The sequence below is a fragment of the Ruegeria sp. I3 genome, from assembly GCF_056532525.1.
In genome coordinates, this window is record NZ_JBQFNI010000002.1 from 541,251 (window position 1) to 555,701 (window position 14,451).

The following is a 14,451-nucleotide window of genomic DNA, read 5'->3' on the forward strand; positions in this document are numbered from 1 at the left end:
ATTGATCGTGTAGACGAACGGAAAACGCGATGACACCTGCTGCTCGGGTACAGGCCTCGATCGAGATCCTCGATGACATTCTTGCCGGTGCACCGGTCGAGAAGGCGTTGACCGGCTGGGCTCGACGCAGTCGGTTCGCGGGATCTAAGGATCGCGCTGCGATCCGGGATCATGTGTTTGATGCATTGCGGTGCAAGCGATCCTTCTCGGCGCTCGGTGGATCCGAGACGGGGCGCGGCCTGATGATCGGTGCCGCCCGATCCTTGGGCTCAGACCTAACGTCAGTATTTTCGGGCGCGCGATATGCACCTGCAGAGGTAACCGAGGCTGACCAACCCAGGTCATTTCAGAGCGACGCAGAACGTCTGGATATCCCCGAATGGTTGTGGCCCCAATTTCAGGCCGCGTTGAAGGACGAAGCTGAACTTGCCGCAGCCGCGCTACAATCGCGCGCTCCGATTCATCTGAGGGTCAACCTGCTGAAAACTGACCTGCCTACAGCCATTCAACGACTGGCTGCCGAGGAGATCACGGCGCATCCACATCCGGCCTGCGATACTGCATTGGAAGTTACCGAGGGCGCACGCAAGATATCTCAGAGCGGTCCGTATACAGATGGGCTGGTTGAGTTGCAGGATGCCGCAAGCCAGGCGGTTGTTGCCGCGCTTGATTTACAGCCAGGCATGCGTGTCCTGGACTATTGTGCGGGTGGCGGAGGCAAGTCCCTTGCTTTAGCGGCTACGGATATGGGTGTTCAGGTCTTTGCCCATGATGCCAATCCCAACCGTATGCGCGACTTGCCAGCGCGCGCGGCAAGGGCGGGCGCGGATGTCAAGATCCTGACCACAGGCCAAATCACCGGTCAGGCCCCGTTCGATGTGGTTTTGACAGATGTGCCATGTTCCGGCAGCGGATCGTGGCGCCGCGCACCGGCAGGGAAATGGGCGCTTACACCGGAGCGCTTGGACGAGCTGACGCAGATTCAGGCCGCTATTCTACGAGACGTATCACCTCTCGTTGCGCCCAAAGGCGTGCTTGCTTATGCGACCTGCTCGATGCTGGCGATTGAAAACGACGACATTATTGATGGATTCTTGGCCAGCAATCCCGAATGGCAGTGCGGATACCGCAAAACGTGGCTGGTTTCACACGGGACCGATGGATTTTTTACAGCACACTTGACGCGAATATAAACTTTAAAACACAACCTTAAGAAGTTTATGTCACTGATCATTAAGCAGCAATTAACCATTGCAGGCAGATATTGATCAGAAATTGTAATAATCCGGGCTGTTTATGTCTATTCAATCTGAATTTACCCCCTCTCGATCAAGTGGATGGGGCATTGATCGTGGGCGCTATGCCTCACTGGCATTGATCGCCATTTTATTGAGCGTACTTTCCTTCTTTGACGTCTTGCCGCCACGGTTAAGTGCCGGGGTCGCAGCCGTTGGCTTGTCCTTCCTGGTAGTAGTGGTCTTTGCATTGGCGCGTGCTTGGATATTGAATCAGATCGAAGCGCAAACATACGCTGCGATGACGGGTTTTCTAGAGCAAGAAACCGATGCCTGTGTCATTTCGGATGCGACGGGCGAGGTGCTAGTTGCAAACGCTCAGGCCAATGCGCGTCTTATTCGGAACGCGGGTACGCGACTAGATGAGTCTCTGCGTACCGTATTTGCAAACCCGTCGGCGGTGCTGTTGCGTTTGCAGTCTCATGCCCTGAAACGGGGCTTTTGGGAAGAAGATGTTGTCACGCGCGGACAAACAATACCCGTGTCTGTTTCAAAGCTGGGTGAAAATCGGTTTTGCTGGCGTTTTAGAATAGATGCACCCCAGATCTGGCGCAGCGTGCAGCGGCCGGTTCTGACGGTCGGACGAAATGACGTGGTGCTGGATGCCAATGATGCGGCAATCGAACTTTTTGGTCAGATTCCCACATGCCTCAAGCCGATGGTTCAAGCTGGCGGTGCAGTTGATGGTAGCATCATACAGATTAAAACCGGGGAAACCGAAGCACCATTCACTGTCACAACGCTAAGGCACAGCGGTATTGTGCGTGAGTTGCTTTTAACGCCGCTGCAGCACGCTGAAGGACCGCAGCACACGACATCATTTGCAGATTTGCCAGTTGCGATCATGTGCATGTCTCCCGATGGAGATGTTAGCGAAGCAAACCACCTCGCGGTTGAATTGGTCGGTGAGATCCAACCGGGGCGGACGAATATCGAAAGCATGATGCAGGGGCTCGGCTATCCGATCAGGGACTGGCTGGCGAGTGCTGCCGAACAAGGCGCAGCACCGCGGTCTGAATTCCTGCGTTTGGTGCGCAAGGACAAAGAGGTATTTGTGCAAGTTACGCTGTCACGGATTCTCAGGGATGGTCAGGTCTGTCTTATTGCGGTTCTGAACGATGCCACCGAACTGAAAACGATGGAGGCGCAGTTTGTTCAAGGCCAGAAGATGCAAGCCGTTGGGCAATTGGCTGGCGGGGTCGCACATGATTTCAATAACTTGCTGACGGCGATTTCGGGGCATTGTGATCTGTTGCTGTTGCGCCATGACCAAGATGACCCGAATTACGGCGATCTTATACAGATCAATCAGAACGCCAACCGTGCTGCAGCGTTGGTCAGCCAGCTTCTGGCCTTTTCGCGCAAACAAACGCTCCGGCCCGAGGTGCTGGATCTGCGAGATACGATTTCAGACCTTATCCATTTGCTAAACCGTCTTGTGGGCGAGAAGGTCCGCCTGACGCTCAGTCATGATCCGGTGCTCAAATCCGTCTGCGCGGACAAGCGCCAGTTAGAGCAGGTCTTGATGAACCTGGTCGTCAATGCGCGTGATGCGATGCCCGAGGGTGGGGAGATTCGGATCGAGACCGAAGTAGTGACATTGGATCAATCGATCACGCGCGATCGGGCTACGGTACAGCCGGGAGAATATGTTACGGTCAAAGTCATCGATAGCGGCATCGGGATTCCTGCAGACAAACTGCAAAAAGTGTTTGAGCCATTTTATACGACCAAACGCACAGGCGAGGGGACGGGGCTGGGGCTATCGACTGTTTACGGGATCGTAAAACAGACTGGTGGTTTCATATTTGTCGACAGTGTGCAGGACCGGGGAACGGAATTCACCGTGCTCTTGCCTGTGAGTTCCCGGGTCCAAGAATCGGAGCCTGAGGCCCCCGATACCTCAGAGGTGCAAAGTTCCCGATTGGGTGAAGGCGTGGTTTTGTTGGTCGAAGACGAAGCCCCGGTGCGCGCCTTCGCGACGCGGGCGCTTCGCTTGAAGGGCTACACTGTGCTTGAAGCTGAATCAGCCGAAGATGCGCTGCAATTGTTGGACGACCCCAATTTGCTGGTGGATGTTTTTGTTACCGATGTCGTCATGCCCGGAATGGACGGCCCGACCTGGGTGCGCGAGGCCATGAAAACACGGCCTGACGTGCGGGTGGTCTTCATGTCAGGCTATACTGAAGGGGCGTTCGGCGAATCTGGTCCTCAGATCGAAAATTCCACCTTCCTGCCCAAGCCGTTTTCGTTGACCCAGCTGACCGAAGCGGTGTTTCAGCAAATGAATTGAAAACGCTATTCGGCAGCACGATACAATGCGTATTCTGCGGCGTTCAATGATTGGAACCGGAGTTCAGTTTGTTTTGAGAAGTCCATCGGGCAAGCGGGCGAGACGTTCTCTCGTGGTAGATCGATTTTACATTCCAGCCGATTCTGAAGGAAATCCAGTATCTTTTGCTGGCTGTCATATTTGAAGATATGCGCAACACCTTTACCGTTACTGCGGGGTTGCAAAAAATCGGTTTGGCATCCCACATTTGCGTAGGCCGGGCGGGGGTTTTGCATATAGGCGTCAAGGAATGCCTCGAAGCTTAAACCTTTTGTGGAATGCGGATGACCTGCCAATTCGGCGCGCGTTCGATATCGATACCAACTTCCCAACCAATCGACAGGTTCGCGCACTATGGCCATGACGTCCATTTCTGCATCAAACATCTTGCGAAACATGGTCTGGAAGAAACGATCATAGCGGCGCATGTTCGCATGTTTCAGGTCTGTTGGTCCGGACACGACGATATCGGCCCGATCGCGTAAAGCTGATTGATACGCGGTGGAGCCGGTCTTTGGAACAGACAGAAGCGCAAGCCGCTTTTCATAGAAAACAAGCATTTATCTTTTCTCTTCAATGCCTTTCATGTCTCAGATTGTCGTAAACGACTCTTTAACACAATTGCTGAAAAGTAGTTTTCATAAGTTTTAGTTGAAATGTTCTCTTTTTGGTCTCATAAGGAACAAGAGGCGAACAAAGCAGCGATTGCCGCCCGATCAAGGGTGTGACAAAAGAGAAGGCGACAGGACAATGGCGGATCTTCTGACGATGAGCGACAAGAAAAACGCAGACAAGCAAAAGGCGCTCGACAGCGCATTGGCCCAGATCGAACGGCAGTTCGGCAAAGGCTCGATCATGAAGTTGGGCGAAGATTCCAAGCAGGATATCGATGCGAGTTCGACCGGATCGCTGGGCTTGGATATCGCTCTGGGGATCGGCGGCTTGCCGATGGGCCGGATCGTCGAGATTTATGGCCCGGAAAGCTCGGGTAAGACCACGCTGACGCTGCACTGCATCGCTGAACAGCAAAAACGCGGCGGAGTCTGCGCGTTCGTCGACGCAGAACATGCACTGGACCCTCAATATGCGCGCAAGCTGGGTGTGGATCTGGATGAATTGCTGATCTCTCAGCCCGACACCGGCGAGCAGGCACTTGAGATCACCGACACCTTGGTGCGGTCGGGGGCCGTGAACATGGTCGTGGTCGACTCGGTTGCGGCGCTGACGCCGAAATCCGAGTTGGAAGGCGACATGGGTGACAGCAGCGTGGGTGTTCAGGCCCGGCTGATGAGCCAGGCGATGCGCAAGCTGACCGGCTCGATCAATCGCTCGAACTGCATGGTGATCTTCATAAACCAGATCAGGATGAAGATCGGTGTGATGTTTGGCAGCCCGGAAACCACTACCGGTGGTAATGCGTTGAAATTCTACAGCTCGGTCCGTCTGGATATTCGCCGTATCGGTGCGATCAAGGATCGGGACGAAGTTGTGGGCAACCAGACCCGCGTCAAGGTCGTCAAGAACAAGGTGGCACCGCCGTTCAAGCAGGTGGAATTCGACATCATGTATGGCGAAGGCATCAGCAAAATGGGTGAGCTTCTGGATCTGGGCGTCAAGGCCGGTGTGGTCGAAAAGTCGGGTTCGTGGTTTAGCTATGGTGATGAGCGGATCGGGCAGGGGCGTGAGAATGCCAAGCAATATCTGCGTGACAATTCCCGTGCGGCGCTCGAGATCGAAGACAAAATACGTGCCGCGCATGGGTTAGACTTTGAAATGCCACCCGAAACGGAAGAGGATGACATCCTCGAAGCTTAAAGCGTGCCTGAGGGGGAACCGAAGAAATCCCCCGGCACCCCGGTAGTGCTAAAATATCTGGAACAGGGTGGCCCCTCGGGGCCGCCTTGTTTCGTTTCGGATGGGCCAATGCTGTGGACACTCTCGGGGGGTGGGGCTAAACCTTTGCTGACCATAACGACTGCGCGCCGAGAGAGCCTTATGCCAACGCTGAACGACATTCGATCTACCTTCCTGAACTACTTTGCCAAGCAGGGGCACGAAGTGGTTGCGTCCAGCCCGCTGGTTCCGCGCAATGATCCGACACTGATGTTCGTCAACTCGGGTATGGTTCAGTTCAAGAATCTGTTTACTGGCGTCGAAACCCGCGACTACAGCCGTGCTACCACTGCACAGAAATGCGTGCGTGCAGGCGGCAAACACAACGATCTGGACAATGTGGGCTATACCGCTCGCCACCATACGTTCTTTGAAATGCTGGGGAATTTCTCATTCGGGGATTACTTTAAGCATGAGGCGATACCGTTCGCTTGGGAACTGATCACCAAAGAGTTTGGTATCGATAAGAACCGTCTGTTGGCCACTGTCTATCACACCGATGATGAGGCATTTGAAATCTGGAAAAAGGTTGGTGTCCCTGAAGACCGGATCATCCGCATCGCTACCAATGACAATTTCTGGCAAATGGGCCCTACCGGCCCCTGCGGCCCGTGCACCGAGATTTTCTATGACCACGGTGATCACATCTGGGGTGGGCCTCCGGGTTCGGCTGAGGAAGATGGTGATCGGTTCATCGAAATCTGGAACATCGTTTTCATGCAGAACGAACAGTTCGAAGACGGCTCGATGGTCGAACTCGACATGCAGTCGATCGACACCGGCATGGGATTGGAACGCATTGGAGCGTTGCTGCAAGGCAGCCACGACAATTATGACACCGATCTGTTCAAAACGCTGATCGAAGCCTCCGCGGATGCGACCGGTGTTGATCCTTATGGGGATCAAAACGTGCATCATCGCGTGATTGCGGACCACTTGCGTTCAACTTCGTTCCTGATCGCGGATGGTGTGATGCCGTCAAATGATGGGCGAGGGTATGTTCTGCGCCGTATCATGCGCCGCGCGATGCGCCATGCGCATCTGTTGGGGGCCAAAGATCCGGTGATGCACCGCCTGGTACCCACGCTGGTGCAATTGATGGGTGCGCAATATTCAGAGCTTGGTCAGGCGCAGCCACTGATCGAAGAGACACTGCTGCTTGAGGAAACTCGGTTCAAGCAAACTTTGGATCGCGGTTTGAAGCTGTTGGATGAGGAAGTCTCGGGCCTACCTGAAGGCGATCCACTACCCGGAGACGCGGCGTTCAAACTGTATGATACCTATGGTTTCCCGCTTGATCTGACGCAGGATGCGCTGCGCGAGAAAGGTCGAACCGTCGACACCGATGGATTTGACGTGGCCATGGCCGAACAAAAAGCCAAGGCTCGCGCGGCGTGGGCCGGGTCTGGCGAATCTGCCGATCAGGTGGTTTGGTTCGATGTGCTGGATGCGGCCGGTGCGACCGATTTCCTTGGCTACGATACTGAAAAGGCCGAAGGGCAGGTCGCTGCGTTGGTGGTCGATGGTGCATTGGTCGACAAGATCGAGAAGGGTGGTACCGGCTGGGTCGTAGTCAACCAGACACCGTTCTATGGCGAGGCCGGTGGCCAGGTCGGCGACACCGGTGAAATTCGCAGGCTGGATGAGCGCGACGATATCGCCCGTGTTGAAGACACCAGAAAGTTTGCTGATGGCAAAGTCTATGCTCACAAGGTCACGATTGATCATGGGGCGATCTCAAAAGGTGACGCAGTTGAGCTGGAAGTCGATCACGCGCGCCGCACGGCCATTCGTGCCAACCACTCCGCGACGCACCTTCTGCATGAAGCCCTGCGTGAGACATTGGGTGATCACGTGGCGCAGCGCGGGTCGCTCAACGCATCAGATCGTTTGCGGTTCGATTTCAGCCATTCCAAGGCTCTGACACTGGAAGAAGTGCAGAAAGTTGAGCGAGAGGTGAACGCATTCATCCGCCAAAACTCAACCGTGGAAACCAGGATTATGACACCGGATGACGCCCGTGAACTGGGTGCTCAAGCTCTGTTCGGTGAGAAATACGGGGATGAGGTGCGCGTGGTTTCGATGGGCAAAGCACCCACCGGCAAAGGCCAGGATGGCGAAACTTGGTCGATTGAACTGTGTGGCGGTACCCATGTGCGCCAGACCGGTGATATCGGAACCTTCGTCGTGTTGGGCGACAGTGCCAGCAGCGCGGGCGTGCGGCGGATCGAAGCTTTGACCGGTGATGACGCATTTAAGTATCTGTCGAAACAAGATCATCGCCTTTCAGCGATTGCGCTTGAGTTGAAAGCCCAGCCGGACGACGTTGTGGCACGTGTGAAGACTCTGTTGGACGAGCGTAAATCGCTGCAGAACGAAGTTGCGCAGTTGCGCCGCGATCTGGCGATGGCCGGAGGTGCGGGACAGGGCAGTGGCGCTGAAGCGCGCGATGTGAACGGTGTGGCGTTCTTTGCGCAGTCGCTCACGGGTGTTTCCGGAAAGGACCTGCCTGCGTTGATTGATGAGCACAAAAGCCGTCTGGGTACGGGCGCAGTATTATTGATTGCTGATACAGGGGGCAAAGCGGCCGTCGCAGCGGGTGTCACTTCGGACCTGACAGACACGGTATCTGCGGTGGATCTGGTCCGCGCGGCGGTGACTGAACTTGGCGGCAAGGGCGGTGGTGGACGGCCTGACATGGCACAGGGTGGGGGCAAGGATGCCTCGAATGCAGAGGCTGCAATCAAGGCGGCTGAACAGGTTTTGGGAGGATAAGATGCCAGCACTTTGGATCGCACACGTTACTGTGACAGATGCCGATGCTTATGGAAAATACGCCGAGCTTGCAGGGCCGGCAATTGCGGCGCATGGGGGTGAATTCATCGCCCGCGCGGCACGTTACGTGCAGTTAGAGGGCAAAGAGCGACCACGCAATGTGGTCGCCCGCTTCCCAACCGTCGAGGCTGCGGTAGAGTGCTACAATTCTCCTGCATATCAGCAGGCATTGGATCATGCCCGTGGCGCCAGCGAGCGAGAGCTGGTGGTCGTTGAAATTACCGACTGAGAATCAGGCTAAATCTACCTTCGCATGAAATTTGCAAATTCTGCCCGGCCCAGAGCCGTGCGACCTGCCATGCATTTTAGCGTGGGCGGCTCTTCACGATCGCTCTGAATTTATACACATTATTACAATGGGTTGTGCGTGCTTCCTGTTGGTTTTGAACATATTTTTCTGTCCGATTGTGGCACTTCGCGCCATTTTCTTGCGCGGAAATGGTCACGAAAAGTGACGAATTTCCGCCGTTTTTTCCGCTCAATCTCGGATTTGATTGCGTGACAACCACGGTTTGCGGATATGGTCCGGTGTACAGATGGGTTCTGATCCACGCAGTTTGCAGGGACTAATAGGACTCGAGGGACAGGCATGAAATTCTTTGGTACGACCTTAGACGCCCACTTAAAGAGCGCTGCCAAGCTTGGCGGGCTGTTTGGTTTGGCTATCCTGATTAACGGTTCGCTGTTGTTTGGGACTGAAGCATCGGCGAAAGATGCCGCGTTTATCCCGAGTATCGCTGCCTCGCCACCACCCTCCGGTGCGCGTCAGCTTTGCGGTAAATATTCCTGGGCATGTGCGCAAAAAGGTATCGGTTCCTTATCCACCAGCCAAGAATTGAAACTTGTCAAAGAGATCAACCGCCGCGTTAATCGATCCACGCGAGAGGTCACGGATCAGTCGCAATACAAAACCAGTGAACTCTGGGCGCTTCCAACGTCGCGCGGTGGTGACTGCGAAGATTTTGCGCTTCTAAAGAAAAGAGATTTGATCCAGGCTGGTTTCGACCCTCGTAAACTACTGCTCGCGACAGTGTTGGATACGCGCAGAAACTCTCATGCTGTTTTGGTCTATCGGTCAAGCGACGGCGATCTGGTTCTGGATAATTTGACCAATCAGATCAAGCCTTGGAAGGCGACGCGCTATCTGTTCCTGAGGATGCAAGATCCTAAGCAGCCCGCCAGATGGTTGGGAGTTTATGGGAAAAGCTGAATTCGTTGATTTCAACTAGAATGGGCGGGTGCATTAGCACTCCGCCCATTTTCTATTTTCGTCTGCTGCACCTATAGCGTGCCCGAGACCGGATCGAATAAGTTAATTTCCCCGATCGTCTTCCTTCAAACGTTCAGTTCGACGTTCCCGGGATTTGGCTTTGTCTTTAGCCCGTTTGGCTTCGGCTTTCGACAGTTTTGCCAAACGCTTTTGCGACTGTTGGGCTTTTTCCCGATAATGCTCGGCCAATTCGCGCTGTTCTTGCGCAAGTGCCCTATACCTGTCAGCGCTTTCTCTGAGCCTCTTTGCAATTTTGCGGGCTTCCTCGGCCTTTTTATCATAGCCGAGCCTCTTTTTCTCTTTGGCTGCGTCTCTGTAACGTTTGGCCTTTTCTTTGAGCTCCTTCGCTTTGGCCGCTTTTACTTTGGCCTCTTCTCTATGCTTTTTTGCCTTCTTGCGATTATTTTTCGCTTTCTTCTTTTCTTTTTTATTCTTTGCCTCTTCGTCATCCTTTGGGTTTTCTTTATCCTTGGGATTCCTCTCAGGCTGCGGATTGTCCTCGTCGGTAGGCTCATCAGCAGTAGTGCTATTTGGGTCACCCGCAAAGTTTTTGTCTTCATTTGCAGGGCCGTCACCGGTGCGTTGCAGATTTGCACCGATGCTTGCCGTTGGAAGGTCAGTCAAAACAGCTGCAAATCGCGGGCAATCAAGAATAGTACGCTCCAGGATCGACTCGAAATCCGCGCGCCGTTGGATATAGCGAAGCATGCCCGAGGTAACCACATCGCACGCACAAAGCGTGTTCGACGATACAGATTGTTTGGCCGTTCTCACGGTACATGTGCCAGCTGCCTGAGCGGAATTTACGAAGATGAAGGGTAAGATTGCGGAAGCAAAAGTAATCGATAACAGTTTGGATTTGATGCGCATCGCACGCTCCTTAAGCACTCATTAACCAAATTGCCGTATACTCAAACGGCGTCACACTTTGAACACAAAGTCCTCTTTCTATCGCCTATTTTCAAGCAAACTTTCTGTTGGATTTCTGTGATCCAGCTCACTCAAACACGATTAATCCATAAAAAACAAAAAGAAGACCTGCTGTTGCACCAGGTCTTCTTTTTCTGTGTTGTTTCTAGCCTGACGCAAAAATGTCACGAATGTGGCAATGTTTCCAAAACGTGAACAAGTTCACAGCATTGATCAGGCTGATTTTGACATCCGTTTACGCTCATGCGGATCCAGATAACGTTTGCGAAGCCGGATCGCATTGGGCGTAACCTCGACCAGTTCATCGTCGTCGATATAGGCGATTGCCTCTTCAAGCGAGAACTGAATATGAGGGGTCAGCCTCACTGCGTCGTCCGAGCCGCTGGCACGCACGTTGGTTAGCTTTTTACCTTTCAGCGGATTCACTTCCAGATCATTGTCTCGCGAATGCTCTCCGATCACCATGCCCTGATAGACATCAGTTTGCGGGCCAACAAACATGCGGCCACGCTCTTCCAAATTCCACAGCGCATAGGCGACCGCCTGACCGTTTTCCATCGAGATCAGAACACCCGCACGTCGACCAGGAATCTGCCCTTTATGGGCCGCCCAGCCGTGGAAGACCCGGTTCAAGACACCAGTTCCGCGTGTATCGGTCAGGAACTCTCCGTGATAGCCGATCAGGCCACGAGACGGCACGTGGGCGATGATCCGGGTCTTGCCCGCCCCTGCAGGGCGCATTTCAGCCAGTTCACCTTTGCGCGCACCAGTGATTTTCTCGATCACCGCGCCAGAATATTCATCATCCACATCGATCGTGACTTCTTCGATAGGTTCAAGGCGCTGGCCGTCCTCCTCGCGGAACAAAACCTGTGGGCGCGAGATGCTAAGCTCGAATCCTTCGCGACGCATGTTTTCGATCAGAACACCCATCTGCAATTCGCCGCGACCAGCAACCTCGAAGGCTTCGCCGCCGGGCGTGTCGCTGATGCGGATGGCTACGTTCGATTCGGCTTCTTTCATCAGGCGATCACGAATGACCCGAGACTGAACCTTTTTGCCGTCACGACCGGCCAGCGGGGAATCGTTTATGCCGAAGGTCACTGTGATGGTTGGCGGATCGATAGGCTGGGCAGGCAGGGCCTCTTCGACTTGCGGGGCTACAAGGGAATCTGCCACGGTGGCTTTGCTCATACCCGCAATCGTGACAATGTCGCCTGCTTCAGCGACGTCAATGGGTTGTTGAGCTAATCCACGGAATGCAAGGATTTTCGACGCGCGGAAGCTTTCAATCTGGGTGCCATCTCGGCTGAGTGCCTTGAGGCTGTCACCCGCTTTCAGAGTTCCACTTTCCACACGACCGGTCAAAATACGACCGATGAATGGATCGCTGCCCAAAGTGGTGGCGAGCATCCTGAACGGTTCGTCCTTTTTCTCGATCTGCTTGGGGGCGGGGACGTGATCAACGATCAGATCGAACAGGGCGGTCAAGTCCTTGCGCGGACCGTCAAGCTCCATATCGGCCCAGCCGGACCGGCCCGAAGCATACATGGCCGGGAAGTCCAGCTGATCGTCATCGGCGCCCAAGTTGGCGAAAAGGTCGAAACATTCGTCCAGCGCGCGATCAGGCTCGGCATCGGGTTTGTCGACCTTGTTCAGCACGACAATCGGGCGCAGGCCCAAAGCCAGCGCCTTTGAGGTCACGAATTTGGTTTGCGGCATCGGGCCTTCGGCGGCATCGACCAGCAGTACAACGCCGTCGACCATGCTGAGAATACGTTCGACTTCCCCACCGAAATCAGCGTGGCCGGGGGTGTCGACGATGTTAATGCGGGTATCCTTCCACTCAACGCTGGTGGCTTTGGCCAGGATGGTAATGCCGCGTTCGCGTTCCAGGTCGTTGCTGTCCATGGCGCGTTCTGCCACGGCCTGGTTTTCCCGGAACGCGCCGGATTGTTTAAGCAGCTCATCCACCAGGGTCGTCTTGCCGTGGTCCACGTGAGCGATGATTGCGATATTGCGCAGGTCCATGAGAGGTCAGCCTTTGAACGGGAAGTTGCCGCGCGCATAACGCGGCGCGACAAAATATACCAGCCCTAACCGGCGGTCAGTGGCCCGCTGTGGCTGAAAACAGGTGGATGATCAGAATGCCACTCAAAATCATGCCCAAACCCAAGACTGCGGGCCAATCGAGTTTTTGGCCAAAAACCAGAAATCCAATCAGTGCGATCAGGGCAATACCGAGGCCCGACCAGATTGCATAGACAATGCCCACGGGCATGACCTTTAACGTGAGGGCCATAAGATAAAAGGCTGCCCCATAGCCAACCACGACAAGAGCCGACGGCCAAAATCGCGTAAACTGATGGCTAGCCTGCAACGCAGTCGTGCCGATGGTTTCCGCGATAACAGCCAACATTAGGATTAGGTAGGTCTTTGGCACGAGCGATGCCTCTCTGAATTATCGCGAAAGGTTGAGCATACTTGCGATTATTTGGGCAAGGGGATTCAGATGCAGATGATCAAAACCCTAACTTTACCAAAGGTCAGGTAAACCCGACTATTCGGGCTTTTGCATTCGTGCTAAACACTCGATTGTTTTTAGTGTGTTTTAATGAGTTTGATAAGATGACGACTTTTGCAAAATCGGTCATTATCGCTTCGGTTTTGATTGTGGCGTTGGGGTGGCTTGCAGACGGGGGGTCCGTCGACATTGATGCAGCCCAGAATGTTGAGCGGTTCACAGGTTTTCCGGTTTAGGCGCCCACCGAGCGATATCCTCGAAAAGGAGCTTTCGGGCTCCTTTTCTTTTCTTCAGACGCTAAGCAATCTTTACTGCTTTTCGATCGCTTTCAGCTTGGATCGATGTTCAGACAGTCTTTTCACCACGAATTGACGCGCCTTGCGTTCCGCCAGCCTAACCCGGATTTCGGTCAAGAACGCTTCTTCCAGGGATTGCGAGGCTGCACCGAGAACGTCTCCAACCTCCACAAAGAATCGATCCTCGCCTGTCTCGTCCATAACCTTCATCGTGTCCTCGGCCAATCTGGCGGCGAGGGTAGTGATGGTATCGGACATCAGCGCGTATTCTCTGTCAGGCGGCGTTTCACGTAATCCGTCACATCTGTCATCAGCGTGTCCATGTGGCGGTCTTGGAAGAAGTGATCGGCACCTTCCACCTCATTATGGGTGATGGTGATACCCTTTTGTTCATGCAGCTTTCCGACCAGAGACGCAGTGTCTGCAGGTGGCGCGACACGGTCCGCCAATCCGTTGATGATCAAGCCAGAAGACGGGCAGGGGGCCAGGAACGAAAAGTCGTACATGTTTGCGGGCGGCGATACACTGATGAAGCCAGTGATCTCGGGGCGGCGCATCAGAAGCTGCATTCCGATCCAAGCACCGAACGAGAACCCAGCGACCCAGCAATGCTTGGAGTTGTTGTTCATCGACTGAAGGTAATCCAGCGCTGATGCTGCATCGCTCAGCTCACCTACACCCTGGTCATACTCACCCTGGCTGCGACCAACGCCGCGAAAGTTAAAACGCAGAACCGTGAAGCCCATGTTGTAAAAGGCGTAATGCAGGTTATAGACCACCTTGTTGTTCATGGTCCCGCCAAATTGTGGATGCGGGTGAAGCACGATAGCGATCGGTGCGTCTTTTTCCTTTTGCGGGTGGTAGCGGCCTTCCAGGCGGCCTTCGGGTCCGGGAAAAATCACCTCGGGCATGTGTGCTTTGGTCCTGTTTTTTGACGCGTCGGCCCCGAGATTATCTTGACGGTAATCCTCAGGTACCTTAGAACGGTTCTAATTACATTGTGTCGCGTGAAAACGCTGTCAGTGGGAGATACGCACTGGCTCGGGCGACGTCAATGTTTTCGCGCAGTTCTTGCC

Annotated in this window: 13 protein-coding genes; 7 read left to right on the forward strand and 6 right to left on the reverse strand. The window is 54.3% G+C overall.

The features are described 5' to 3' along the window. Window positions 1-29 precede the first annotated feature (29 nt). Window positions 30-1,193, forward strand: coding sequence for an RsmB/NOP family class I SAM-dependent RNA methyltransferase (locus tag ACR0L9_RS07030; RefSeq protein ID WP_480895321.1), 1,164 nt, complete (start codon window positions 30-32; stop codon window positions 1,191-1,193). 103 nt (window positions 1,194-1,296) lie between these two features. Next, complete coding sequence (locus tag ACR0L9_RS07035; RefSeq protein WP_480895322.1) at window positions 1,297-3,588, forward strand: ATP-binding protein; 2,292 nt, start codon at window positions 1,297-1,299, stop codon at window positions 3,586-3,588. 5 nt (window positions 3,589-3,593) lie between these two features. Here the strand turns inward: ACR0L9_RS07035 and ACR0L9_RS07040 are convergent, their stop codons facing one another. Beyond that, window positions 3,594-4,055, reverse strand: coding sequence for a gamma-glutamyl kinase (locus ACR0L9_RS07040; RefSeq protein WP_480790381.1), 462 nt, complete (start codon window positions 4,053-4,055; stop codon window positions 3,594-3,596). Window positions 4,056-4,377: 322 nt separating this feature from the next. Here ACR0L9_RS07040 and recA point away from each other — a divergent pair, with 322 nt between their 5' ends. The 4 genes from recA (at window position 4,378) to ACR0L9_RS07060 (ending at window position 9,565) form a co-directional block, all read left to right on the forward strand. Further along, window positions 4,378-5,442, forward strand: coding sequence for a recombinase RecA (gene recA / locus ACR0L9_RS07045; protein WP_170595572.1), 1,065 nt, complete (start codon window positions 4,378-4,380; stop codon window positions 5,440-5,442). Between the two features lie 180 nt (window positions 5,443-5,622). Beyond that, window positions 5,623-8,295 carry an alanine--tRNA ligase gene (gene alaS / locus ACR0L9_RS07050; RefSeq protein WP_480895412.1) on the forward strand — a complete coding sequence of 891 codons (2,673 nt, stop codon included), beginning with the start codon at window positions 5,623-5,625 and terminating at the stop codon, window positions 8,293-8,295. 1 nt (window position 8,296) lies between these two features. Next, window positions 8,297-8,584, forward strand: coding sequence for a DUF1330 domain-containing protein (locus tag ACR0L9_RS07055; protein ID WP_170393026.1), 288 nt, complete (start codon window positions 8,297-8,299; stop codon window positions 8,582-8,584). 360 nt (window positions 8,585-8,944) lie between these two features. Further along, on the forward strand, window positions 8,945-9,565 hold the full coding sequence (locus tag ACR0L9_RS07060) for a transglutaminase-like cysteine peptidase (protein WP_170562671.1): 621 nt from the start codon (window positions 8,945-8,947) through the stop codon (window positions 9,563-9,565). A 102-nt stretch (window positions 9,566-9,667) separates the two neighbouring features. On the opposite strand, the gene ACR0L9_RS07065 is transcribed toward ACR0L9_RS07060, so the two are convergent. From ACR0L9_RS07065 to ACR0L9_RS07075, 3 genes are all read right to left on the reverse strand, one after another. Continuing rightward, complete coding sequence (locus ACR0L9_RS07065; RefSeq protein WP_480895323.1) at window positions 9,668-10,495, reverse strand: hypothetical protein; 828 nt, start codon at window positions 10,493-10,495, stop codon at window positions 9,668-9,670. A gap of 273 nt (window positions 10,496-10,768) precedes the next feature. Further along, window positions 10,769-12,586: a translational GTPase TypA gene (gene typA, locus ACR0L9_RS07070; RefSeq protein WP_170421712.1), complete on the reverse strand. Its 1,818-nt coding sequence runs from the start codon at window positions 12,584-12,586 to the stop codon at window positions 10,769-10,771. A gap of 76 nt (window positions 12,587-12,662) precedes the next feature. Next, complete coding sequence (locus tag ACR0L9_RS07075; protein WP_480438560.1) at window positions 12,663-12,998, reverse strand: DMT family transporter; 336 nt, start codon at window positions 12,996-12,998, stop codon at window positions 12,663-12,665. A gap of 185 nt (window positions 12,999-13,183) precedes the next feature. On the opposite strand from ACR0L9_RS07075, the gene ACR0L9_RS07080 reads away from it, so the two are divergent. Beyond that, the gene (locus ACR0L9_RS07080; protein WP_255612097.1) at window positions 13,184-13,315 is read left to right on the forward strand and encodes a hypothetical protein; all 132 of its coding nucleotides are present in this window, start codon (window positions 13,184-13,186) and stop codon (window positions 13,313-13,315) included. A 72-nt stretch (window positions 13,316-13,387) separates the two neighbouring features. On the opposite strand, the gene ACR0L9_RS07085 is transcribed toward ACR0L9_RS07080, so the two are convergent. Together ACR0L9_RS07085 and ACR0L9_RS07090 are read right to left on the reverse strand one after the other, a co-directional pair. Then, window positions 13,388-13,633, reverse strand: a complete 246-nt coding sequence (locus ACR0L9_RS07085; protein WP_170393030.1) for a hypothetical protein — start codon at window positions 13,631-13,633, stop codon at window positions 13,388-13,390. Beyond that, the gene (locus ACR0L9_RS07090) at window positions 13,633-14,286 is read right to left on the reverse strand and encodes an alpha/beta hydrolase (protein WP_008758207.1); all 654 of its coding nucleotides are present in this window, start codon (window positions 14,284-14,286) and stop codon (window positions 13,633-13,635) included. Before ACR0L9_RS07090 ends, ACR0L9_RS07085 begins: the two co-directional genes overlap by 1 nt. Between the last annotated feature and the right edge of the window lie 165 nt (window positions 14,287-14,451).

What these genes read in the sequence shown, in the direction of transcription:
- ACR0L9_RS07090 (WP_008758207.1), bottom strand. Translation starts at nt 14,286, where the DNA reads ATGCCCGAGGTGATTTTTCCCGGACCCGAAGGCCGCCTGGAAGGCCGC.
- ACR0L9_RS07065 (WP_480895323.1), bottom strand. Translation starts at nt 10,495, where the DNA reads ATGCGCATCAAATCCAAACTGTTATCGATTACTTTTGCTTCCGCAATC.
- ACR0L9_RS07035 (WP_480895322.1), top strand. Translation starts at nt 1,297, where the DNA reads ATGTCTATTCAATCTGAATTTACCCCCTCTCGATCAAGTGGATGGGGC.
- ACR0L9_RS07060 (WP_170562671.1), top strand. Translation starts at nt 8,945, where the DNA reads ATGAAATTCTTTGGTACGACCTTAGACGCCCACTTAAAGAGCGCTGCC.
- ACR0L9_RS07080 (WP_255612097.1), top strand. Translation starts at nt 13,184, where the DNA reads ATGACGACTTTTGCAAAATCGGTCATTATCGCTTCGGTTTTGATTGTG.
- ACR0L9_RS07030 (WP_480895321.1), top strand. Translation starts at nt 30, where the DNA reads ATGACACCTGCTGCTCGGGTACAGGCCTCGATCGAGATCCTCGATGAC.
- ACR0L9_RS07055 (WP_170393026.1), top strand. Translation starts at nt 8,297, where the DNA reads ATGCCAGCACTTTGGATCGCACACGTTACTGTGACAGATGCCGATGCT.
- ACR0L9_RS07040 (WP_480790381.1), bottom strand. Translation starts at nt 4,055, where the DNA reads ATGCGCCGCTATGATCGTTTCTTCCAGACCATGTTTCGCAAGATGTTT.
- recA (WP_170595572.1), top strand. Translation starts at nt 4,378, where the DNA reads ATGGCGGATCTTCTGACGATGAGCGACAAGAAAAACGCAGACAAGCAA.
- ACR0L9_RS07085 (WP_170393030.1), bottom strand. Translation starts at nt 13,633, where the DNA reads ATGTCCGATACCATCACTACCCTCGCCGCCAGATTGGCCGAGGACACG.
- alaS (WP_480895412.1), top strand. Translation starts at nt 5,623, where the DNA reads ATGCCAACGCTGAACGACATTCGATCTACCTTCCTGAACTACTTTGCC.
- typA (WP_170421712.1), bottom strand. Translation starts at nt 12,586, where the DNA reads ATGGACCTGCGCAATATCGCAATCATCGCTCACGTGGACCACGGCAAG.